Here is a 22,891-nt window from a genome sequence, read left to right as displayed (position 1 = left end):
ACCGTCATGTGTCCGCCGCTCCGCTAAACACGGGGGCTGCGCGGCGGACACGCCGACGTCAACGCAATGCCACGCCATTTTGCAGAACTTGACGCACACAACTTCTTTTCTTCGTTTGAAGTTGGCGAAAGCCGATGCGACGTCCAATCTCCCCACTCGTGGGGGAGATGTCCGGCAGGACAGAGGGGGGCGCGAAGGATCGCAACCTTGTACTGCGCGAACCCTCAAATCATCGCCAGGCCCGACTTCCGCCTCGGCGGTGGGAAGGCGTGGTCAATTTCGGCGAAATCTTCGCTCGTGAGCTCGATGTCCAACGCCGCGACATTCTGCCGGATATGCTCCGGGCGACTGGCCTTCGGAATGGCAATCACCCCGTCCTGCGCCATCACCCAGGCAAGAGCGATCTGCGCCGGCGTCGCACTGTGGCGGGCGGCGATGGCATCTAACCTGGCATTGCGCGCCAATACCCCCTGATCGACCGGCGAATAGGCCATCAGCGGCATGCCGCGTTGCCGGCTCCACGGGGCGAGGTCGAACTCGACGCCGCGCTGCGACAGATTGTAGAGCACCTGGTTGGTCTGGACGTTGCCGCCGGCCGGCAACCGAACCAGCTCTTCCATCTCATCGGTATCGAAATTGCTGACGCCCCAATGGCGGATCTTGCCGGCCGCCTTCAACGCTTCGAACGCCTCTACCGTTTCCATCAAAGGCACACTGCCCGGCCAATGCAGCAGATAAAGATCGATGCGGTCGGTGGCGAGATGCCTCAGGCTGTTCTCGCATGCCCGTTTCACGCCGGCGCGCGAGGCATTGGACGGCAGCACTTTGGAGACCAGGAAAACCTCGTCGCGGCGACCGGCGAGGGCCTCCGCCACCACCTCCTCGGCACCGCCGCTGGCATACATTTCGGCGGTGTCGATCAGCGTCATGCCGAGATCCAGCCCGAGCTTCAGGGCATTGGCCTCGTCGCCACGGCGGCGGCCGTCTTCGCCCATATTCCAGGTGCCCTGGCCGAGCACCGGCACGGCTTCGCCGCAGGGCAGGGTGGTCGTTCTTATCGTCGACGGCATGGCATGCTCCAGTCCGAGGCCCGGATAGCACCATAGCCGCCAAGGGAAATCCAGGTGAAGCAGAAATCCAGGTGAAGCCTCTCGCCCGGATTCCCCGACAGCGTGACGCCTACTTCACCGGATGGGCGGCGAGCCAGTCCTGCATCTGCTTGATCTCGGCTTGCTGCGCGGCGATCACTGCTTCCGCCAGCTTGCGGATTTCCGGATCCTTGCCGTTGGCGAGCTCGACCTTGGCCATGTCGATCGCCGCCTGGTGATGCGGGATCATGCCGCGGGCGAAATCGACGTCGGCATTGCCGGAATATTCGAGTGCCATCATGTCGGTATGCATCTTGTCCATCGCCGCCTTGTAGCCCTCGGTCGAGGGGCTCTGCGCGCCCATTGCGCCCATGTCGTGCTTCATCTCCTCGGCTTGTGCCGGAACGCTTTCGAGGAAAACGGCAAGCAGCATTCCCGCCGCCATCATCAACAGCACGATCTTCTTGGCCAAGGTCATTCGTCGTCTCCTTTTTTGAACAGGGTCTATCTGGAAGTTTTACTCAGAGTTTCAACGTCCTGAGCCGCAATGCGTTGGCGATCACCGAAACCGAAGACAGGCTCATCGCCGCCGCCGCAATCATCGGCGACAGCAGCGTGCCGGTGAGCGGATAAAGCACGCCGGCAGCAACCGGCACGCCGAGCACATTGTAGAGGAAAGCAAAAAACAGGTTCTGGCGGATGTTGCGGATCGTCGCGCGGGCCAGCGTCCTCGCCCTGACGATGCCGTTGAGATCGCCCTTGACCAGCGTGATCCCTGCACTCTCGACCGCGACATCGGCGCCGGTGCCCATGGCGATGCCGACATCGGCAGCGGCGAGTGCGGGCGCATCGTTGACGCCGTCGCCGGCCATGGCGACGCCGGCGCCGTTTGCACGCAATTCCTCGACCAGCGCGTTCTTCTGTTCCGGCAAAAGTCCGGCACGCACCGCGTCGATGCCGAGCTTGGCTGCGATGGCCTTGGCGGTGCGCTCGTTGTCGCCGGTCGCCATGACGATCCTCAGCCCGCTGTCATGCAGCGCCTTGATCGCCTCGGCGGTGGTCGCCTTGATCGGGTCGGCAACGGCGACGAGGCCGGCGAGCTTGCCTGCGACAGCGACGAACATCGCGGTCTTGCCGTCGGCCTGCAGCGCCTCGGCGCTGGCCTGGACCGGTGTGCTGTCGATGCCGAGATCGGCCATCATCGCGGCATTTCCGAGCGCCACCTTCTGTCCCGAAACCGTGCCGGAAACACCCTTGCCGGTGACGGCCTCGAAACCGCCGGCGTCCGGGATATTCACGCCGCGTTCGCGGGCGCCGTCGACGATCGCCTCGGCCAGCGGATGCTCCGAGCCTTTTTCCAGCCCGGCGGCGAGCGCCAGCAGATCGTCTTGCGCCATCCCTTCGAAAGCGACGACGTCGGTCAGCCGCGGCCGGCCTTCGGTCAGCGTTCCCGTCTTGTCGACGATCAGCGTGTCGACCGAGGCAAAGCGCTCGAGCGCCGCCGCTTCCTTGATCAGCACGCCGGCATGCGCGCCGCGCCCGGTGGCGGTCATGATCGACATGGGCGTGGCAAGGCCCAGTGCGCACGGACAGGCGATGATCAGCACCGAGACCGCCGAGACGATGGCAAACACCAGGCTGGGTTCCGGTCCGACGATCGCCCAGGCGACGAACGCAATGATGGCGACCAGCACGACGGCCGGGACGAAGTAGAACGAGACGCGGTCGGCCAGCCCCTGGATCGGCGCGCGTGAACGCTGAGCCTTGGCGACAAGCTCGACGATCCGCGCCAGCGTCGTCTCGGCGCCGACTTTGTCGGCGCGCATGATCAGCGAGCCGTTCTTGTTGAGCGTGCCGCCGGTGAGGTTGTCGCCGTCGGTCTTTTCGACCGGCAGCGGCTCGCCTGTGATCATCGATTCATCGATGGAAGAGCGTCCTTCGAGCACAATGCCGTCGACCGGCACAGCGTCACCGGGGCGGATGCGCAGGCGGTCGCCGGCCTTGACCGTATCGAGCGGCACGTCGTTTTCGGAACCGTCCGCGCCGATCAGCCGCGCCGTCTTCGGCGCCAGGTCGAGCAGCGCACGGATCGCCGAACCGGTTTTCTCGCGGGCACGCAATTCCAGCACCTGGCCGAGGAACACCAGCGCGACGATCACCGCCGCCGCCTCGAAATAGACCGGTACGGTGCCGTCATGGCCGCGGAACTGGTGCGGAAAGAGGCCTGGAAACAGCGTGGCGATGACGCTGTAGAGGTAGGCGGCACCGACGCCGAGCGAAATCAGCGTCCACATATTGGGGCTGCGGTTGAGGATCGAATCCCAGCCGCGGTGGAAGAACGGGAATGCCGCCCACAGCACCACCGGGCTGGCCAGCGCCAGCTCCAGCCAGACCTTTGCGCGGTCGTCGATGAAGGCCTGGAACGTCAGGCCGAGCATCGGTGCCATGGCGATGACCAGCAACGGCACGGACAGCACCGCGCTCACCCAAAAGCGCCTGGTGAAGTCGACCAGTTCCGGGTTAGGCCCCTCGTCGCCGGTCGGCACGCCCATCGGTTCCAGCGCCATGCCGCAGATCGGGCAGGAGCCGGGCTTGTCGCGGATGATTTCGGGATGCATCGGGCAGGTGTATTGCGTGCCCTTGGGCATCGGCTGCGGCGCCGGCCTGTCGCCGAGATATTTTGCCGGCTCGACTTCGAACTTCGCCTGGCAAGCGGCCGAGCAGAAATAGAAGCCCCGGCCCTCGTGCCGCAAAAAGTGCTTGGCCGTGGCGCGATCGACGCTCATGCCGCAGACGGGATCGGCTGCGGTCAGGTATTTTTTCGGCTCGGCGACGAATTTCGAACGGCAGCTTTCGCTGCAGAAATGATAGCGATGGCCGTCATGCTCGGCCGTCGGCTTGCCGGCAGCCGGATCGACGGTCATGCCGCAGACCGGATCGCGGATGACGGCGTCCGCGGCAGAGGGTGCGCCTTTTGCCGAGCAGCAGCTGCCATGGGCGTGATGATGGTGATCGGAATGCGTCATGCCGAAAGCCCCTGTATTTCGATGTTGTGGCGGAGGTAGTGCTTCCAGTAACTGGAAGGTCAAGGGCCGATTTCGATTTTTCGTGGCCAGGCCCTAACCGAACCGGCCGCGGGCGCGAGATGATCGTCCTGTCCGCGGCCGTGGAGAACGCGTCCGTCCGCCCCATACCCAGCGCCGCGAAAACGCGCTATAGACGCCGCCGAAACGGCGAGGCCGAACGGCATTTATGGCAAGAATATCCCTGAAGCTCGAGGAACTGATCGACGGCGAAGCCTTGCGCCGCGAGATGACCGAACTGACCGCGGCCACGGCAGGCGACGGCTCCGGCAAGGCCGCGCGCAGCGGCGTCCTCAAGCTTCTCAAAAGCCGGCTCGCCGACGGCCGCACGGTCGCCGAACGCATGCTGATGGACGATGGCAGTGGCACCGCCTGCGCCGCCCGGCTGTCGCATCTGATGGATGAGATCATCCGCGCGCTCTACGATTTCGCCGCCACCCACGTCTATCGCGTCAAAAACCCGTCTTCGGCCGAGCGCATGGCGGTCGTGGCCGTCGGCGGCTATGGCCGCGGCACGCTGGCGCCGGGGTCCGACATCGATCTGCTGTTCCTGCTGCCCTACAAGCAGACGCCATGGGGGGAGCAGATCGTCGAATACATGCTCTACATGCTGTGGGATCTGGGGCTGAAGGTCGGCCACGCCACGCGCAACATCGACGAGTGCCTCAGGCTGTCGCGCACCGACATCACCATCCGCACCTCGATCCTGGAGGCGCGCTTCCTGTGGGGCGAGCAAAAGCTCTATGACGAGCTTTTGCAGCGCTTCGACCACGAGGTGGTGCGCACCACCGGCCCCGAATATGTCCAGGCCAAGCTCGCCGAACGCGACGAGCGCCACGCCAAGGCCGGCGAGAGCCGTTACCTGGTCGAACCCAACGTCAAGGACGGCAAGGGCGGCCTGCGCGACCTGCAGACGCTGTTCTGGATCGCCAAATATTTTTACCGCGTGCGCACCGGCGAGGAACTGGTCGACAAGGGCGTCTTCACCGACGCCGAATACAGGGAATTCCAGAAGGCCGAGGATTTTCTATGGGCGGTGCGCTGCCACATGCATTTCCTCACCGGCAAGGCCGAGGAGCGGCTGCATTTCGATATCCAGCGCGATATTGCCGAGCGGCTGGGCTACACCACCCATCCCGGCCTGTCGGCGGTCGAGCGATTCATGAAGCACTACTTCCTCGTCGCCAAGGATGTCGGCGACCTGACCCGCATTTTCTGCGCCGCGCTGGAAGAAGAGCAGGCCAAGCATGTGCCGGGCTTCAACCGTATCTTTCTGACCTTTTCGCGCCGCAAGCGTAAGCTCGCCGGCACGGCCGATTTCATCGTCGACAACCACCGCATCAACATTGCCGACGACGAGGTGTTCGAGCGCGATCCGGTCAACCTGCTCAGGCTGTTCTGGTTTGCCGACAAGCATGGCCTGGAATTTCACCCCGATGCGCTGAAGCTTTTGACCCGCTCTCTCGGCCTCGTCGGCAAGGCGCTCAGGCGCGACGAGGAGGCCAACCGGCTGTTCCTCGATATCTTGACCTCGGACCGCAACGCCGAGCTCAATCTGCGGCGCATGAACGAGGCCGGACTGCTTGCCAAGCTGATCCCGGACTTCGGCAAGATCGTCGCCATGATGCAGTTCTCGATGTACCACCACTACACCGTGGACGAGCATTTGATCCGCTGCATCGGCGTGCTGGCCGAGATCGAGCGCGGCGACGGCGAAAAGGTCCATCCACTCGCCCACTCGCTGATGCCGGGGCTGAAGAAGAGCCGCGAGGCGCTCTATGTCGCCGTGCTGCTGCACGACATCGCCAAGGGCAGGCCGGAGGACCATTCGCAAGCCGGCGCCAGGATCGCCCGGCGCATCTGCCCGCATATGGGGCTGTCGCCGGCCGACACCGAAACGGTTGCCTGGCTGGTCGAGAACCACCTCGTCATGTCGATGACGGCGCAGACCCGCGATCTCAACGACCGCAAGACGATCGAGGATTTTGCCGCCATCGTGCAGTCGGTCGAACGGCTGAAGATGCTGCTTGTGCTTACCGTCTGCGATATCCGCGGCGTCGGGCCTGGGGTCTGGAACGGCTGGAAGGGCCAGTTGCTGCGTACGCTCTACTACGAGACCGAGCTTTTGTTGACCGGCGGGTTTTCGGAGGTGTCGCGCGCCAAACGGACGGCGGCGGCGCGCGAACAACTGGCCGAGGCGCTTGCCGACTGGCCGGAAAAGGCCCGCAAGCGTTATGTCGGCCAGCACTACGAGAACTATCTGCTGGCGGTCGATCTTCCCGACCAGCTCCGCCATGCCGAATTCATCCGCGAGGCCGATCACGCCGGCAAGAAGCTCGCCACCATGGTCAAAACCCACCAGTTCGAGGCGGTGACCGAGATCACCGTGCTGGCGCAGGACCATCCGCGCCTGCTCTCGGTGATTGCCGGCGCCTGTGCCGCGGCCGGCGGCAACATCGTCGACGCGCAGATCTTCACCACCTCGGACGGCCGCGCGCTCGACACCATCCTGATCTCGAGGGAGTTCGACCGCGACGAGGACGAGCGCCGCCGTGCCGAGCGCGTCGGCCGGCTGATCGAGGACGTGCTGTCGGGCAAGAGCTGGCTGCCCGAAATGATCGAGAAGCGCACCAAGCCGCGGCGCGGCGCCAAGGTTTTCCGTATTCCGCCACGCGCCGAGATCCGCAACACGCTGTCGAACCGTTTCTCGGTGATCGAGGTCGAGGGGCTGGACAGGCCGGGCCTTCTGTCGGAGATCACCGGCATGTTGTCGGACCTGTCGCTCGACATCGCCTCGGCCCACATCACCACCTTCGGCGAAAAAGTCATCGACACGTTCTACGTCACCGATCTCACCGGCCAGAAGATCGACAGCCCGTCGCGTACGGCGACCATCCGCAACAGGCTGATCGCGGTGCTCGAGGGCACGGCGTCCGAGCGCGGCAAGACCAAAACGGCCGCCGAGTGACTGTTACCTTCCATTTGCCCCAATCGCACAGGCAGTCTTCAAGCGCATGAGCCTTGTCAAGAAATTCGCCACGGTCGCTTCCGGCACGCTGATGAGCCGCGCCCTCGGTTTCGGCCGCGAGATGCTGATGGCTGCCGCACTCGGCACCGGGCCGATCGCCGACGCCTTCAACGCCGCCTTCCAGTTTCCCAACACCTTTCGTCGGCTGTTCGCCGAAGGCGCCTTCAATGCCGCCTTCGTACCGCTATTCGCCAAGGAGATCGAGACACACGGCACCGACGGCGCCAAGCGCTTTTCCGAAGAGGTGTTCGGCGTCTTGTTCACGGCGCTTCTGGCGCTGACCATCGCCATGGAACTGGCGATGCCGCTGATCGTGCGCTACCTGGTGGCGCCGGGCTTTGCCGACACGCCGGGAAAATTCGAGACGACGGTGGCGCTGGCGACCGTCATGTTCCCCTACCTGATCTGCATGTCGCTCGGCGCCATGATGGCCGGCATGCTGAATTCGCTGCGCCGCTATTTCGCCGCCGCGGTGGCGCCGGTGTTCCTTAACGTCATCCTTATCGCCGTGCTTGCCTATGCCTGGTACAAGGGTTCGGACGCCCGCACCGTTGGTTTCGGCCTGGCCTGGGGCGTGCTGGCGGCCGGCCTGGTGCAGCTGGCGATCGTCTGGGCGGCGGTGCGCCATGCCGGCATTTCGATCGGCTTCCGGCGGCCGAAGATGACGCCGAACGTCAAGCGGCTGCTGATCCTGGCACTGCCGGCGGCGATCACCGGCGGCATCACCCAGATCAACCAGCTGATCGGCACGGCGATCGCGTCGGCGCAGGACAGCGCGGTGTCGTCGCTGGCCTATGCCGACCGCGTCTACCAGCTGCCGCTGGGCGTCGTCGGCGTCGCCGTCGCCATCGTGCTGTTGCCGGAACTGTCGCGGGCGCTGAAATCAGGCAATCTGGTCGAGGCCGCCAATCTGCAGAACCGCTCGGTCGAGTTTACCCTTTTCATGACCTTGCCGGCGGCGGCCGCGCTGCTGGTCATGTCCGAGCCGATCGTGCGGCTGGTCTATGAGCGCGGCGCCTTTGCCGCCAACAATTCGACGCCGACGGTCGCGGCAATCCTGGCGATCTTCGGGCTCGGCCTGCCGGCCTTCGTGCTGATCAAGGCGTTCACCCCAGGCTATTTCGCTCGCGAGGACACGCGCACGCCGATGATTTTCGCCGCCATCTCGGTGGCGGTTAACATTACGACGGCACTGACGCTGTTTCCGACCATGGGCGCGCCCGGCATTGCCGTTGCCTCCGCTGTCGCCGGCTGGGTCAATGCGGCGATGCTGCTCGCCGTGCTGATCCGGCGCGGCCATTGGGGCCGCGACGTGCCGCTCATGAAACGCATCCCGCGGCTGGTGCTGTCGGCGGCGGTGATGGCCGCGGCGCTCTATTTTGCCGAACACTGGTTCGCCGCAAGGCTCGCCTCCGGCTCGCCGCTGGTGATCAAGGCGGTAACCCTGCTTGCGCTCGTCGCCGGCGGAGCGCTGCTTTACTTCGTCACCGCCTTCGCCACCGGCGGCGCCGATTTCGGCATGATCCGCCGCAATATCGGGCGCAAGGGCTCCCAGCCGGTCACGGAGCAATCTCCGGATCCGTGAGGGGGAAATTCATCAGCGCCAATTTTGTTCTTGCTTTGTGCCGGCAGCTATGTTATTAATTTCGGTATGGTGCTAATTGGCTCCAACGACCCGCCCACCGAGGCGGGTTTTTGTTTCTGGTCGGCGCCATCCCTCAAACAGCCTTCTGTTCGGCCGACGTCAAAGCCTGCGCGCCCTGGCCAACGCCCCTCTTGATCGTCTCCTCGCTCTCGTCCATAAGCGCGCCGTCGCAAGACTCTCGCCGCGCGCGAAACGGCCCTCCACAAGCCAGGGAAACACCATGACCGATCAGCCCCCCTTCAAACCGCTCGTTTTTTCCGGCGTCCAGCCAACCGGCAATCTGCATCTCGGCAATTATCTCGGCGCCATCAAGAAATTCGTCGCCCTGCAGGACACCTCCGACTGTATCTATTGCGTCGTCGATCTGCATTCGCTGACCGCACAGCTCATCCATGAGGATCTGCAGGACCAGACGCGGTCGATCACCGCGGCGTTTCTCGCCTCCGGCATCGACCCGACCAAGCACATCGTCTTCAACCAGTCGCGGGTGATGCAGCACGCCGAGCTTGCCTGGATCTTCAACTGCGTGGCGCGCATCGGTTGGATGAACCGCATGACGCAATTCAAGGACAAGGCGGGCAAGGACCGCGAGAACGCCTCGCTCGGCCTGCTCGCCTATCCCTCCCTGATGGCCGCCGACATCCTGGTCTACCGCGCCACCCACGTACCGGTCGGCGACGACCAGAAGCAGCATCTGGAGCTGACCCGCGACATTGCGCAGAAGTTCAACAACGACTTTTCGGACCGCATCGCAGCGCTTGGCGTCGGCGTCGAGATGCAGGTCGGCGAAGAGACGGTGAACGGTTATTTCCCGCTGACCGAGCCGGTCATCGGCGGCCCGGCAGCGCGCATCATGTCGCTGCGCGACGGTTCGAAGAAGATGTCGAAATCCGATCCGTCGGACCTGTCGCGCATCAACCTGACCGACGATGCCGACGCCATCTCGAAGAAGATCCGCAAGGCCAAGACCGACCCGGAGGCTTTGCCCGGCGAACTGGACGGGCTTGCCGGCCGGCCGGAAGCGGAAAACCTCGTCGGCATCTATGCCGGCCTCGCCGAAATCTCGAAAGAGGCGGTGCTGAAGGAATATGGCGGCCAGCAGTTTTCGGTGTTCAAGCCGGCGCTGGCTGATCTCGCCGTGGAAAAGCTGGCGCCGATCGCCGAAGAGATGCGCCGCATCTCCGGCGACCGCGCCTATGTCGACGCGGTGCTGCGCGATGGCGGCGAGCGTGCCGGCACATTGGCCGAAGCGACCATGAAGACCGTGCGCGACATTATCGGCCTGCTGCAAGGCTAATGCATGGCGCGCAAAAGTGTGCAGCGGTTTTGCGATAACGACATGCATAAAACAAGAACCTGAAGCGCGTCGCTGGTCGAACGCGACGCGCTTTAAGCTGCACCAGCATTGCCACAGCCGCCGGTCGCTTGCGGGCGGGCTGTGGCGGTGGCAGATTGCGGCCGAAACCATCGAACAGGGTGAATATGGTCTCCAAACGCCTCAGCCGCGAAGTCGGTCATCGCCGCAGGTTCCTGGCGATCATCGACGATACGCCCGAATGCGAGCGCGCCGTCGCCTACGCCTCGAAGCGGGCGCAAAGCACGGGCGGCGTGCTGGTGCTGCTCTATGTCATCGAGCCGGATGATTTCCAGCACTGGCTGGGCGTCGAGAAGATCATGCGCGAGGAGGCGAACGCCACGGCGCGCGCCGCACTCGACAGCTACGCCAACAAGGTGCGCCAGAAGCTCGGCATCGAGCCGGAACTGGTGGTCCGCGAGGGCAAGCCGACCGAAGAGATCCACAAGCTGATCGAGGAAGACCAGGACATCGCCATCCTGGTGCTGGCGGCAGGCGCCGGCAAGGAAGGGCCTGGGCCGCTGGTCGGCGCGGTCGCCGGCAAGGGCGCCGCCTTTCCGATTCCCGTCACGGTGGTGCCGCAGAATCTGTCGGACGAAGAGATCGACAGCCTCGCCTGAGATGCGCTGATATTCAGGTGAGGCCGGCCTGCAATTGGCGGCTTCCTGCGCTTCCGGTGCTCACGTACCAAAAGTACGCTCCGCTCCGGTTCTCGGAACCCACCATTTTCGGCTCGGCCTGACCTGAATCTCAACACATCTCCAAGCGTTTCAGGGCGCTAGCAAAACATTCCGCCAGCCAGCCGTTCCCCGCGATGCCTTTCGCTTGAATGTCGGGCGGATAAGGCCTAATTAGAATTATTCCAAACTAGCTGCCCCAAACGGGCACGGAGACGGCCATGTTCATCCAGACCGAGTCGACGCCAAACCCGGCGACGCTGAAATTCCTGCCCGGCAAGGAAGTGCTGCAAGAAGGCACCGCCGATTTCCGCGATGCCGATAGCGCCGCGACGGCTTCGCCGCTCGCCGGCCGGCTGTTCGAAATCCCCGGCGTCACCGGCGTCTTCTTCGGCTATGACTTCATCACCGTGACCAAGGACGGCCCCGACTGGCAGCATCTGAAGCCGGCTATCCTCGGCGCCATCATGGAGCATTTCATGTCCGGCGCCCCGGTGATGGCCAAGGCCGGCCCCGCCGCCGAGACCAGCCAGACCGGCGAATTCTACGACAAGGCCGACGAGGAGCTGGTCGTCACCATCAAGGAGCTGCTCGACACGCGGGTGCGCCCGGCGGTGGCCCAGGACGGCGGCGACATCACCTTCCGCGGCTTCGAGAACGGCACCGTGTTCCTGCACATGAAGGGCGCCTGCGCCGGCTGCCCGTCGTCGACCGCGACGCTGAAGCACGGCATCCAGAACCTGCTCCGGCACTTTGTGCCGGAAGTGCAGCATGTCGAACAGGTCTCCTGACGCACCGTTCCATCGTCAACGTCGATAGACAACAAAAAACCGGGCCAAAGTGCCCGGTTTTCTGTTTGCGACGTCTGTGTTGTTGCCTAGACGGTCCGCGTATAAGGGTTTTATATCACAATGACCTTGGCGCCGACCGAGGTGCGGTCGTAGAGGTCGATAATGTCCTGGTTCATCAGCCGGATGCAGCCCGACGACATCGCCTTGCCGATCGAATTCCATTCCGGGCTGCCATGCAGGCGATAACCCATGTCGCCACCCTTGTTGAACAGGTACATGGCGCGCGCGCCGAGCGGGTTCTTCAACCCCGGCTCCATGCCACCGGCAAACTTGGCCAGCTCCGGCTGGCGCTTGATCATCTGCGAAGGCGGTGTCCAGGTCGGCCATTCGCGCTTCAGCGCGATATGGGCGGTGCCGTGCCATTCGAAACCCTCACGGCCGACGCCGATGCCGTAGCGCATCGCTTCGCCGTCGCCCATGACGAAGTAGAGGAACTTGTTCTGCGTATCGACGATGATGGTGCCCGGCTTTTCCCTGGTGTCGTAGTCGACGATCTGCCGGCGGTATTTGAACGGCACCTTTTCGATCGGAACGCGCGGCAGGTGATAGCCGGCGTCGGTCACCGCGCCGTAGTTGTTGGTGAAGATCTGCGAGCCGATGGTGCTGCAACCGGCGACAGCCGTCGACAGCGCCAGGGCCGCGACGATTGCAAGTGACTTCATGCGCATGAAAAGGTCCGATGCCTGCCCAAACAACAGCGGCTCGAGTCGGCCGCTTTTTTCATCTTCATTCATGCTGGCATTTGCTTTGCTTGCCAAGCGGGCGATGCCTATATCCTTGCGCTTGCGTGCTGGTAAACCTGCGACTATGGCATTTCGGCAACAGCCCCCGCAGGATTATGTTGCAAAATCAATGGGGCCAGGAACAAGGACCAGGAGACGAAGAAATCACCCATGAATGTCGGCGACGCTGCCCGGCGCTCTGGCCTGCGGCCAAGACCATCCGTTGCTACCAGGAGATCGGCCTGAGACGCGGCCGCCGCAGGGGAAAGTCCAGACGGGCCGGGTTTAATAAAGGACGCCGCGAAGCACGGTCCAGGCCAGAAGCCCGAACGTGCCGATCACCACCAATGCACCAAGGACCGTGCCGATCTTTTCAGGCAATCCATCGGGGCGACCAGGACCGTCGGCCATTCAACTATCGATCATGACGTAGGCCGCACCAAACACGGCAACGATAATTGCCCCAAGCACCGCCCATCCTCTGATGGCCGGGCGGATTTCCTCCGGCGTCGCTGATTTCCGGTCGTCATCTTCCGTCATCTAATGCTCCTCGTAAAAGACCGTAGCCGACATTGAAAGCGCAAGCTGCCGGCGCTGCCAAGAGCCGCAGTGGACTCTTTTGCGCAAAAGTTTAGGAACGTGCGCAGTTCGCGAGCAAGCGTTACCAGCCTTCGACACTCCGCAAAGCGCGGGCGGCGGTCACGATCCCGGTGGGCGATACCGGATCGACTTGGCTTTCCCAAGAGCGTCCATCGTCTCTTCGACACTTAACAGCACGGTGGTCTGGTACGAGCTGAGCGCGCCTGCCGCACCGATGGCCAGCATGACGGATGCCATCGACACGTTGTCCGGCGCCTCCCATAGGTTCCAGCCATCGTACTCTCCGAAGGCATACCAGAACCCGTGCAGCTTTCCGCCGACCGACTCGATGTAGGAACGGGCAGCCTCGCGTCTATCCTCGGGATTATCCATCAAGCGCGCCCAGGTTTCGGGCCTGTAGCTGAATCGCGTGAGATACATCGGCATGGTTCGTCTCCTCCCAGAGCTGCCCCCACCAAGACAGTTAAGCGCCCCAATCCGGGAGAACGCGAGTCGTTTCCGAGGCGTAGTACCGCTGGCTTAGTTGCGGGGCCGCTAATAGACCTGTTTCAATGTTTTTTCAGGGAGTAAGGTCAATGGCCGCATATCTCATTGCTGATGTCGACATAACCGACGCCGCCGTTTTCGAGGAATACCGCCGGGACGTGCCGGCAACCGAAGCCCGCTACGGGGGGAGGTATATCGCTCGCGGCGGAGCCACCAAAGTTCTGGAGGGCGATTGGGAACCTCATCGCCTCGTCATTGTCGAATTCCCGGACATGGCGTCCCTCCTGGCATGGTACGACTCTCCAGAATACGGCCGCCTCAAAGCCATCCGCGAACGCTGCGCAAAGACCAGGATCATTGCCCTGGAGGGCATGATGCCGGTTAGTTAAAAGTCGAATATCTACGCATGTCACGGCGAGGACAGGCCCGACTGCCCGATTTTGGAGGATATGCCGGGCGGCGGACGGCTTGCGACAAGCGTGCTTCGGCGACGGCTGGGTATCCTGGCATCGACGGGTTGACTGCGCTGATGGATTGGGCATAGAGGCACCGAGGTCTGAGGGCGGGACGGTGACGCATCGGTCTGCAAAACCGACGTAGTGGGTTCAATTCCCACTCAGACCTCCAGCCGCGCAACACCCGGCGCTGATTTGTTCCGCTGTAATCAATTATAGACGCATCCTAAAATGTTGATGCCGGCCGGTCGAGGACCATATTCCTGTTCGTCTTTGGGTTCGTCGAACAGATAATCGCCGGAAAAGTCCGCACGATCTTCGTCCGCAGTACCGCCCTCATAGGCAGGGCGCGCGGGGTGAGACCAAACGCATCTATGCGCTCATTGAACGGGACCTCCATATCAATATGGACCCAACACCGGATCGGCAGGCGATGTTTGACCTAGGGTTGTGTCATGGCGTTGAAAATGCCGGCGCCAACTATCGCACATAAGGCTGCGGCCCCAAGCCCTCCCACAATGATGCACCACCAGGCGCGGCCATTTCCCCGAAGCATGGGATTCATTTTTATTATCCGTCGCGCCAGAAGCCCCTGGTAAAGCGCATAAGAAGACCCGAAACCGGCAAGCCAAACGACGGAAAATACGATGCCCCGCATGAGTATCCTATTGAGCCTAGTCTGCTCGACCGTCAAACTTGCATTCTCAGTAACCATGCTTCGCCACCTTTTTTGATTACGCTGCGACCACTATCGGGCCTGCAGCGGTGAATATTAGATCAACGGCGACGCCTCGCGAAAACATAGCTCCCCTCACCCGTAGGAATTGCATTGCCACCACCGGCTACAAACATTTGCGGGTGCTTGCTGCCGCCAAAGCTATCCTCGACGCTGTTAAGTTGTTGGAAGGGGGCGCGCTCTGCCAGCCATTCCTGTATGCTCTCGAAGAGAATGGGCAGGCCGTTCGGGCTCGATCGATCTTCAGCAGAAGACGTACAAAGCACCACACCGCTCACGACGCTCATTGTGACTTAGCCATTGCCTAACGGGCCTTCTTGCCCGTCTCCAGCCGTTCGAAAGCAGCTTCTTCGTTGTGGAAGTGTGGCTCGAAAAGGACACCCATAACCCGGATTCCTACTGTGGATTCAAGGTATCAGGCACATCGCCGTGTTTGTAAAGTGCGTAATCGCCCGCAAAAACCGGTTCAAACCGTGAACAAAATCTGGCATGGTGGTCGCCATGCCGATCATTTCACCTCTACCTCTCAACCCGCTCATCGACGGCCGCCAGTCGGAGCGCGCCATGCTGGTCCGGCGCGGCGTGCAGCGGCTGCTCAGGCAGATGGGCGCGCATGTCTTGCCCGAACTGTCGCTGGCCACCGGCCGCCGCGCCGACCTCGTCGCGCTGACCCGCCACGGCGACATCTGGATCATCGAGATCAAATCCTCGATCGAGGATTTCAGGGTCGACCGCAAATGGCCGGACTACCGGCTGCATTCCGACCGCTTCTTCTTCGCCACCCATCCCGGCGTGCCTTCCGAAATCTTTCCGCAGGAATGCGGCTTCATTCTCTCCGACGGCTATGGCGCCGAGATCTTGCGCGATGCGCCCGAGCATCGCATGGCGGCGGCGACGCGCAAGGCGCTGATGCTGCGGATCGCACGCGCCGGTGCGTCGCGGCTGCTCGCGGCCGAGCTTGCCGGCGTGTCGGTGCCGGCGCTGGACGGCGAGAGCGAGTAGGGGGGTGCGCTCGTCGTGATTTCAGACGTCGTGCTGCCCCTCGTCCGGCCGGTGCGCGGGTGAGGGGGCATCTTCCCAAATGCGATAGCCCTGCGGAAGCGAGGATGAGAACCGCTATTCCACGATGCGGTAGATATTCCACAGGCTGGTGCCCGACACCACGTAAGGCTCCATCTCCTTGCCCCATTTGGCGTGCGCGTCGATCTTGTCGATCCTGGCGAAGAACGCCTCCAACTGGCGAGGCTTTCGACCTGGTGATGTGACCCGATCGTCGCTTCCCGCGCGCCGATCGATCCGGTCATGATCTGGAACTTGAGGTCGTCGAGACCGATCTGCGAGCCGATCTCGCGTTCCCATTTCTTCAACAGAGCACGGCCTGCTTGTGGCCGAATTTTGCGTCGATCTGCCATCTGGCACTAAACATCGCCGCCTCCTTATTCGTCCCAGGCCTGCACGACCGTCTGCCGTGCGATCAGGCCGTTCTTCAGCTCGAGCATCGCCGCGCAGAACACCTTGGTCCCGTCCGGATAGGCGCAGGCCTGGGTAAAGGCGAGATTGTTGCCGTCGGCGATGGTGGTGTCGACCTTGTGGGTCATCGCCCGGCTGCAAATGTCGTCCCAGAACGTGGTGATCGCAGCGCGCCCGCGGATTTCGCGCGGCTTGCTCGGCGGGTTGTTGCGGTCGATCACCCGCACCAATGCGTCGTCGGCATATAAGCTCGCCAGCAATTTTCCATCACGGCCCTCAATCGCCTTCTTGATCGCAGCGCCGTCTAGCGTCTGTGTCTTGGTCAGCATTTTTTCCTCCATAGGCCCGTCTTAACCGGGCGTTCAATTGATCAGAACCGCCCTGCGCTCACAGACGGGCAGGTGGCTCACTGCGACTTCGCCTTGACGGCCGCGAACACCTCGTCGGACTGCTTCTTGAAAGTGGCGAGATCGACCTGGCTGCCGTTGAGCATCGTCGACCAGTGGCGCACGATCGCCGCCATCGCCACCGCCTCCTTGATCTCCTCGTCGCTGGCGCCATTGAGCTTGGCCGCCTGCGTGTGGAAATAGATGCAGTACTGGCAGGGGATCTGCGAGGCGACGGCGAGGCCCATCAATTCCTTGGTCTTGCCGTCGAGCGCGGTGTTCGGGTTGAGCTGCACGCCCTTGATCTCGGCCCAGGCGCCGGCAACAGCGACATCCGGCAGCGTCTTGAACATGTCCGGTACCGAGCCGAGCGTTGCCTGGATGTCCTTGTAGGCAGCCGTCGCCGAGGTGTCTTCGGCCTTGGCAGGAACGATCGCCAACAGCGCGCCAACGCCTGCCGCAAGCACCAGTGATTTGAGTGTCGACTTCAGCATTTTATTCCTCCCTTCGCAGCGCCTTTCCCGGCGATATCCGCCTGGCCTGCATGGGACGAAGTGATAGCGCTTACGCATGCCCGGCCGCTTCGCCCGAAAGCGCCATGGCTCCTATGGCCCGTGCGGGCCAGCGTGCCGGGCCGAGAACGCCGCCGCCGCCGCCCGCGACGGCAGGTCCAGCTTGAGCAGAATATTGGCGACGTGGCGCTTGACGGTGTGTTCGCTCAGCCCGAGTTCGGCGGCGATCGCGGCATTGCTCTTGCCATCGGCGATGAGGTTCACCACCTCGCTTTCGCGCGCCGTCAGTGCGGCCGGCTCGGCAGCCTTGGCCTTCGGCCGGCAGGCCGGCTCCAGATGCTGTTCCGAGGTCGCCTGCACCAGCGCCAGCGGCTCATCCAGCTCGTCAAGCGCAATGCGCCCGGCGTCATTGAAATGAAGCCCTGAACCGGCGGCGAGATCGGCGACCAGCCGTGAAGCGAGGATGTCGCCGCGCCCGGCATGCGCGGCAAGCTGCATCGTCACGCGCGCCGTCAACCCCGTCGGCGGCCCACGCAACTCGACCTCGCCGACATGCACGCCCTGCGCGCTGGCGACGCCGATCTCCTGCGCCGCATCGCGCAGCCCCGCCGCGCAGCGTACGGCCCGCGCCGGGCCGTCGAAGCGCGCCATCATCAGCTCGCCATGCGTGCCGGCCGGGCGGCCGCCATGGCGCCCGACCGTAAGCCGCCACGTTTCCTGAAAACGCTGGCTGCGCTCGCTCCACATGCGGTCGCCAAGCCGCGCCGTGTCGTAGATCCGGGTGACCAGCAGTGCAGCCAGCACGCGCTCGGCCTCGGCAACGGCGCGCGCTCCGGTCAGGAATTCCTCGATCAGATCGGCCACCCGGTCGACATCGCCGGTCCAGATCGGGTGGTCGCGCCCGGCCACCTCGACCAGCCGCGCATTCGGGATCTTCCTTGCCAGGAAGCGGCTGGCCTCCGGGTCGACGCGCGCATCGTTGCGGCGATGGATGAGCAGCGTCGGTGCGCTGATCGCCGCCAGCACGCCGCGCACGTCGATAGCCGCATTCATGCGGGCCAGGGCGATTGCCGCGGTCGGGCTCGCCGACAGCCGCTCGAAGCGCGCCCACCATGTGGCGAAACGCGGATCGTCGACGCGGCCGGGCGCGAAATGCGGCAGGGTGGCGCCGGTGCCCCATGCGGTCTCCGCCGTCGCGATGAACGCCTCAAGGCGTTCCGGCGGCATCACCCATTTGTGGAAATGCGCATAGCCGCCATAAAGCGCCAGCGCCCGCGTCCGCTCCGGGTAGGTGGCGGCGAACAGCATTGCCATCGGCGCGCCTTCCGAAGCGCCGAGCAAGGCGGCGCGGCCGCTGCCGGTCGCATCCATCACCGCGCGTACATCGTCCATGCGGGTTTCGAGGCTGGGCAGGTGGTGGACATCGACGCGGTCCGACAGACCGGTGCCGCGCTTGTCGAACAGGATCAGCCGTGAGAACGCGGAAAGCCGCTTCAACAGCCGGGTGTAGCCCTCGTCTTCCCAGTGCAGGTCGAGATTGGAAATGAAACCCGGCACGAAGACGAGATCGAGCGATCCCTGGCCGACCACCTGATAGGCGATCCGCACGTCGCCACTGAGCGCGTATCGAGTTTCGATCGGCCTCACGAGTTGTCCGCCCGACCCGACGATTTCTTATCGCCGGATCATAGCAGAGGCGCGCGGCTTGCGGCAGATGAAACTTTAGAGAGTGTGAATGTGGGCCCGCGGCGCCTACTTCTGTGACGCGGCGGCAGTCTCGGTGTTCGCTCCGCCGACGCTGAAACCTGCGCCCTCCGGCGCGCCCGGCCGCTTGATGTGTGGCGCGGCCGCGACGACAAGCTCGTTGAACCCCTCGCCACCGCTGTCCAGCATCTCGAACAATTGCCGGCGCATCCTCGGCTCCCAGAACTTGTTGATGTGCTCGGCGACGCCGGCAATGCCTTGCTCGCGCGGCTTTGAGTGGAAAAAGGCGGCAATCTGGTTGGCCATGCGAACCAGCTTTTCGCTGGTGCTCATGAGGTGGCCTTCGTCATGCGACATGCTTGGCAACTCCGGAAACCACGCGGTCAGGATGGGTGAAAATATCGAAATCGTCGCCGCGCACCAGTGCCACCAGCGTCATACCGGAATCGTCCGCGGTGCGGATGGCAAGTGCGGTCGGCGCCGAGACGGCAATGATGACGGCCGAGCCGATCGCCGCGGTCTTCTGCACCATCTCGACCGAAACGCGCGACGTGACGACGACGGCCCCCGACCTGCCGTCGATACCGGCTTTGGCCAGCGCGCCAGCCAGCTTGTCCAGCGCGTTATGGCGGCCGACATCCTCGCGCGCCATGACGATGCCCTTGCCGGGAAGGTAAAAACCGGCCGCGTGGACGGCACCGGTCTCGGCGTGCAGCGGCTGCAGCTTCGACAAAAGCTTGACCGAGCGGACGATGTCATTGGCCTGAAGTGTAAGTTGCGACGCACCGACCGGGTTTACCGAGCGCATCGCCTCCTCGATCGATTCGATGCCGCACAACCCGCAGCCGACCGGGCCGGCCAGGCGTCTGCGACGCGCTTCGAAGCGGGTGTTGGCCTGGTCCTTCAGCCGGATCTGGATATCGATGCCGGCGCCGTGATCCTCGACCTCGATCGCTTCGATTTCGTCCGGCGAGGCAATGATGCCTTCGGTCAGCGAGAAGCCGAGCGCGAAATCCTCGAAATCAGCCGGGCTTGCCATCATCACCGCATGCGTGGTGCCGGCAAAGGAGAACGCCACCGGCGTCTCTTCCGGCACCATGCGGTTGGCGGCCGCAGTGCCGCCGGCGCGGCGCGCGAGACGCGAGATCTGCGCAATGGCTTTGCGGCGCGCGGTCAAGGACTACTCCGCCGCTTCCAACTTCGCGATGCGGCGGCTTTGCTTTGCCTGCTCGTCATAGTCGCGCTGCCATTCCGACGGGCCGTTGGATGCACCCACCTGCACCGCGGTCACCTTGTATTCCGGGCAGTTGGTCGCCCAGTCGGAGAAGTCGGTGGTGATGACGTTAGCCTGGGTGTCGGGATGGTGGAAGGTCGTATAGACGACGCCCGGCGACACCCGCTCGGTGATCAGCGCGCGCAGCGTCGTCTCGCCGGAGCGGCTGGTCAGCCGCACCCAGTCGCCGTCGCGCAGGCCGCGATTTTCGGCATCGTGCGGATGGATCTCCAGCCGGTCCTCGCTATGCCAGACCACATTGTCGGTGCGCCGGGTCTGCGCGCCGACATTGTATTGCGACAGGATGCGGCCGGTGGTCAGCAGCAGCGGGAAGCGCGGTCCGGTCCTTTCGTCGGTCGCGACATATTCGGTGCGGATGAACTTGCCCTTGCCGCGCACGAAGCCGCCAATGTGCATGATCGGCGTGCCTTCCGGCGACTTCTCGTTGCAGGGCCACTGCACCGAGCCCACCCGGTCGAGAAGGTCGAAGGAAACGCCGGCGAAACTTGGGGTTGTCTTGGCGATCTCGTCCATGATCTGGGACGGATGCGTGTAGTTCCAGCCGAGGCCGAGCGCCTTGGCGAGCTCCTGCGTCGCTTCCCAGTCGGCATAGCCGCATTTCGGCTCCATTACCTTGCGCACCATGTTGATGCGGCGCTCGGCGTTGGTGAAGGTGCCGTCCTTCTCGAGGAACGTCGAGCCGGGCAGGAACACATGCGCGTAGTTGGCCGTCTCGTTGAGGAAGAGGTCGTGCACGACGACGCATTCCATCGCGGCGAGACCGGCGGCGACATGCTTGGTGTCGGGGTCCGACTGCAGGATGTCCTCGCCCTGCACATAGAGCCCCTTGAACGAGCCGTCGACGGCCGCATCCAGCATATTGGGGATGCGCAGGCCGGGCTCGTCGTCGAGCTTGACGCCCCACAGGCTCTCATAGATGGCGCGCACCGCGTCGCCTGAAATGTGGCGATAGCCGGGAAGCTCGTGCGGGAACGAGCCCATGTCGCAAGAGCCCTGCACATTGTTCTGGCCGCGCAGCGGGTTCACGCCGACGCCCGGCCGGCCGATATTGCCGGTCGCCATGGCGAGGTTGGCAATGGCGATGACGGTGGTCGAGCCCTGGCTGTGCTCGGTCACGCCGAGGCCGTAATAGATCGCGCCGTTACCGCCGCGGGCGTAGAGCCGCGCCGCGCCGCGTATGTCGTCGGGATCGACATTTGCAAGCTGGCCGATCACTTCCGGGCTATTTTCCGGCAGCGCCACGAACGATGCCCAGTCCTGGAACTCGTCCCAGTCGCAGCGCTCGCGGATGAAGGCCTCGTCGAACAGGCCCTCGGTGACGATGACATGGGCAAGTGCGGTCAGCATGGCGACGTTGGTGCCCGGCTTCAGCGGCAGATGGAACTGCGCCTCGACGTGGGCCGAGCGCACGATGTCGGTGCGGCGCGGATCGAGCACGATCAGCTTGGCGCCCTCGCGCATGCGCTTCTTCATGCGCGAGGCGAACACCGGATGCGCATCGGTCGGATTGGCGCCGATCAGCAGGATCACGTCCGTCTGCTCGATCGAATCGAAATCCTGCGTGCCGGCGGAGGTGCCAAAGGTCTGGCCGAGGCCATAGCCGGTCGGCGAATGGCAGACGCGGGCGCAGGTATCGACATTGTTGTTGCGGAAGCCCTGCCGGACCAGCTTCTGGACGAGGTAGGTCTCCTCGTTGGTGCAGCGCGACGAGGTGATGCCGCCGATCGAGGTGCGGCCGTACTGGTACTGGATGCGGCGGAACTCATTCGCCGTATGGGTGAGCGCCTCTTCCCACGACACTTCGCGCCACGGATCGCTGACCTTTTCGCGGATCATCGGTTTCAGGATACGGTCCTTGTGCGTCGCGTAGCCATAGGCGAAGCGGCCCTTGACGCAGGAGTGGCCGTGGTTGGCCTTGCCTGCCTTGTAGGGCATCATGCGGATGACCTCGTCGCCCTTGACCTCGGCCTTGAACGAACAGCCGACGCCGCAATAGGCGCAGGTGGTGACGGTCGAGCGCTCGGGCAGGCCTTTCGCCAGCACGGTCTTCTCCCTCAGCGCATCGGTCGGGCAGGCCTGCACGCAGGCCCCGCAAGAGACGCACTCGGAATCGACAAACGCCTCGTGCATGCCGGCCGAGACCCTGGATTCGAAGCCGCGGCCCTCGATGGTCAGCGCGAACGTGCCCTGCACCTCCTCGCAGGCGCGCACGCAGCGCGAACAGACGATGCACTGCGCCGGATCGTAGGTGAAATACGGGTTCGATTCATCGCGCGCGATGTAATCGATGGTCAGCGAGCCATGGCCGGGCGCCACGCCGTTTTCCTGCTTGACGTGGTTGCGGCCGTCCACGCCATAGCGGTTCTTGGTCAGGCCGACCGTCGTGACGACCTTGTCGAACTCGCTGGCGCCAGTGCCGGCCTTCTCGCCCCACGCCGCAGGATGGTCGGAGACGTAGAGTTCCATCACGCCGCGGCGAATCGCGTTCAGCCGATCGGTCTGCGTATGCACGACCATGCCTTCGCCAACCGGCGTCGTGCATGAAGCCGGCGTGCCGCCGCGCCCGTCGATCTCGACGAGGCAGATCCGGCAGGAGCCGAACGAGTCCAGCATGTCGGTGGCGCACAGTTTCGGGATTTCGACGCCCGCTTCCATCGAAGCGCGCATGATCGAGGTCCCCGCCGGTACCGTTATCGACTTGCCGTCGACCGTCAGCGTCACTTGCTGCTCGGCTTCAGAGGCAGGTGTGCCGTAGTCGATTTCCTGGACCAGCGATTTGATGTCGAATGCCGCGTTCATG

At 63.7% G+C, this 22,891-nt stretch carries 21 protein-coding genes and 1 tRNA gene; 8 read left to right on the top strand and 14 right to left on the bottom strand.

Annotated elements, in window-relative coordinates; all coding sequences use genetic code 11:
• Window positions 1-224: 224 nt before the first annotated feature.
• The 3 genes from NKH30_RS24575 to NKH30_RS24565 all read right to left on the bottom strand — a co-directional run bounded on the left by NKH30_RS24575 (window position 225) and on the right by NKH30_RS24565 (window position 4,114).
• A complete protein-coding gene (locus NKH30_RS24575; RefSeq protein WP_352969908.1) occupies window positions 225-1,070 on the bottom strand; it encodes an aldo/keto reductase in 846 nt (281 codons plus the stop codon).
• Between the two features lie 109 nt (window positions 1,071-1,179).
• Window positions 1,180-1,566: a CopM family metallochaperone gene (copM, locus tag NKH30_RS24570; protein WP_352997397.1), complete on the bottom strand. Its 387-nt coding sequence runs from the start codon at window positions 1,564-1,566 to the stop codon at window positions 1,180-1,182.
• A 43-nt stretch (window positions 1,567-1,609) separates the two neighbouring features.
• Window positions 1,610-4,114 (bottom strand): heavy metal translocating P-type ATPase, encoded by a 2,505-nt coding sequence (locus NKH30_RS24565; RefSeq protein WP_352997396.1) that lies wholly within the window; start codon window positions 4,112-4,114, stop codon window positions 1,610-1,612.
• Between the two features lie 226 nt (window positions 4,115-4,340).
• On the opposite strand from NKH30_RS24565, the gene NKH30_RS24560 reads away from it, so the two are divergent.
• From NKH30_RS24560 to NKH30_RS24540, 5 genes are all read left to right on the top strand, one after another.
• Entirely contained in the window at window positions 4,341-7,139 is a 2,799-nt protein-coding gene (locus NKH30_RS24560) for a [protein-PII] uridylyltransferase (protein WP_352681365.1), read from the top strand.
• Window positions 7,140-7,185: 46 nt separating this feature from the next.
• Window positions 7,186-8,784, top strand: coding sequence for a murein biosynthesis integral membrane protein MurJ (murJ, locus tag NKH30_RS24555; RefSeq protein WP_352997395.1), 1,599 nt, complete (start codon window positions 7,186-7,188; stop codon window positions 8,782-8,784).
• 280 nt (window positions 8,785-9,064) lie between these two features.
• Complete coding sequence (gene trpS, locus NKH30_RS24550; RefSeq protein ID WP_352997394.1) at window positions 9,065-10,141, top strand: tryptophan--tRNA ligase; 1,077 nt, start codon at window positions 9,065-9,067, stop codon at window positions 10,139-10,141.
• A 185-nt stretch (window positions 10,142-10,326) separates the two neighbouring features.
• The gene (locus NKH30_RS24545) at window positions 10,327-10,818 is read left to right on the top strand and encodes a universal stress protein (RefSeq protein WP_352997393.1); all 492 of its coding nucleotides are present in this window, start codon (window positions 10,327-10,329) and stop codon (window positions 10,816-10,818) included.
• Between the two features lie 278 nt (window positions 10,819-11,096).
• On the top strand, window positions 11,097-11,666 hold the full coding sequence (locus NKH30_RS24540) for a NifU family protein (protein ID WP_023676386.1): 570 nt from the start codon (window positions 11,097-11,099) through the stop codon (window positions 11,664-11,666).
• Window positions 11,667-11,776: 110 nt separating this feature from the next.
• On the opposite strand, the gene NKH30_RS24535 is transcribed toward NKH30_RS24540, so the two are convergent.
• The 4 genes from NKH30_RS24535 to NKH30_RS24520 form a co-directional block, all read right to left on the bottom strand.
• A complete protein-coding gene (locus tag NKH30_RS24535; protein WP_352448678.1) occupies window positions 11,777-12,394 on the bottom strand; it encodes a L,D-transpeptidase in 618 nt (205 codons plus the stop codon).
• 339 nt (window positions 12,395-12,733) lie between these two features.
• Window positions 12,734-12,859 carry a hypothetical protein gene (locus tag NKH30_RS24530; protein WP_352997392.1) on the bottom strand — a complete coding sequence of 42 codons (126 nt, stop codon included), beginning with the start codon at window positions 12,857-12,859 and terminating at the stop codon, window positions 12,734-12,736.
• The gene (locus NKH30_RS24525; RefSeq protein WP_023676389.1) at window positions 12,860-12,988 is read right to left on the bottom strand and encodes a hypothetical protein; all 129 of its coding nucleotides are present in this window, start codon (window positions 12,986-12,988) and stop codon (window positions 12,860-12,862) included.
• Between the two features lie 159 nt (window positions 12,989-13,147).
• Complete coding sequence (locus NKH30_RS24520; protein WP_352997391.1) at window positions 13,148-13,474, bottom strand: GYD domain-containing protein; 327 nt, start codon at window positions 13,472-13,474, stop codon at window positions 13,148-13,150.
• 149 nt (window positions 13,475-13,623) lie between these two features.
• On the opposite strand from NKH30_RS24520, the gene NKH30_RS24515 reads away from it, so the two are divergent.
• Together NKH30_RS24515 and NKH30_RS24510 are read left to right on the top strand one after the other, a co-directional pair.
• Window positions 13,624-13,923 carry a DUF1330 domain-containing protein gene (locus NKH30_RS24515; protein WP_023717905.1) on the top strand — a complete coding sequence of 100 codons (300 nt, stop codon included), beginning with the start codon at window positions 13,624-13,626 and terminating at the stop codon, window positions 13,921-13,923.
• 164 nt (window positions 13,924-14,087) lie between these two features.
• Window positions 14,088-14,161 (top strand) — tRNA-Cys (locus NKH30_RS24510).
• Between the two features lie 605 nt (window positions 14,162-14,766).
• On the opposite strand, the gene NKH30_RS24505 is transcribed toward NKH30_RS24510, so the two are convergent.
• The gene (locus tag NKH30_RS24505) at window positions 14,767-15,012 is read right to left on the bottom strand and encodes a hypothetical protein (RefSeq protein ID WP_352681357.1); all 246 of its coding nucleotides are present in this window, start codon (window positions 15,010-15,012) and stop codon (window positions 14,767-14,769) included.
• Between the two features lie 214 nt (window positions 15,013-15,226).
• On the opposite strand from NKH30_RS24505, the gene NKH30_RS24500 reads away from it, so the two are divergent.
• The gene (locus NKH30_RS24500) at window positions 15,227-15,727 is read left to right on the top strand and encodes an MmcB family DNA repair protein (RefSeq protein WP_352818486.1); all 501 of its coding nucleotides are present in this window, start codon (window positions 15,227-15,229) and stop codon (window positions 15,725-15,727) included.
• A 434-nt stretch (window positions 15,728-16,161) separates the two neighbouring features.
• Here the strand turns inward: NKH30_RS24500 and NKH30_RS24495 are convergent, their stop codons facing one another.
• The 6 genes from NKH30_RS24495 to fdhF all read right to left on the bottom strand — a co-directional run bounded on the left by NKH30_RS24495 (window position 16,162) and on the right by fdhF (window position 22,890).
• Window positions 16,162-16,524 (bottom strand): nuclear transport factor 2 family protein, encoded by a 363-nt coding sequence (locus NKH30_RS24495; RefSeq protein WP_352997390.1) that lies wholly within the window; start codon window positions 16,522-16,524, stop codon window positions 16,162-16,164.
• A 77-nt stretch (window positions 16,525-16,601) separates the two neighbouring features.
• Complete coding sequence (locus NKH30_RS24490; RefSeq protein ID WP_352767174.1) at window positions 16,602-17,075, bottom strand: carboxymuconolactone decarboxylase family protein; 474 nt, start codon at window positions 17,073-17,075, stop codon at window positions 16,602-16,604.
• Window positions 17,076-17,186: 111 nt separating this feature from the next.
• Window positions 17,187-18,740, bottom strand: a complete 1,554-nt coding sequence (locus tag NKH30_RS24485; RefSeq protein ID WP_352997389.1) for an alpha/beta fold hydrolase — start codon at window positions 18,738-18,740, stop codon at window positions 17,187-17,189.
• A 105-nt stretch (window positions 18,741-18,845) separates the two neighbouring features.
• Window positions 18,846-19,154 carry a formate dehydrogenase subunit delta gene (locus tag NKH30_RS24480; RefSeq protein WP_352469984.1) on the bottom strand — a complete coding sequence of 103 codons (309 nt, stop codon included), beginning with the start codon at window positions 19,152-19,154 and terminating at the stop codon, window positions 18,846-18,848.
• Entirely contained in the window at window positions 19,144-19,974 is an 831-nt protein-coding gene (gene fdhD / locus NKH30_RS24475) for a formate dehydrogenase accessory sulfurtransferase FdhD (protein WP_352540452.1), read from the bottom strand. The genes NKH30_RS24480 and fdhD overlap by 11 nt, the downstream gene beginning before the upstream one ends.
• Window positions 19,975-19,977: 3 nt before the next feature.
• Window positions 19,978-22,890 carry a formate dehydrogenase subunit alpha gene (gene fdhF, locus NKH30_RS24470; protein ID WP_352997388.1) on the bottom strand — a complete coding sequence of 971 codons (2,913 nt, stop codon included), beginning with the start codon at window positions 22,888-22,890 and terminating at the stop codon, window positions 19,978-19,980.
• Between the last annotated feature and the right edge of the window lies 1 nt (window position 22,891).

It is taken from the genome of Mesorhizobium sp. M1273 (assembly GCF_040318195.1).
GTDB lineage: Bacteria > Pseudomonadota > Alphaproteobacteria > Rhizobiales > Rhizobiaceae > Mesorhizobium.
The sequence above is the reverse complement of the archived record's forward strand: the minus strand, read 5'-3'. Positions and strand labels throughout refer to the sequence as shown.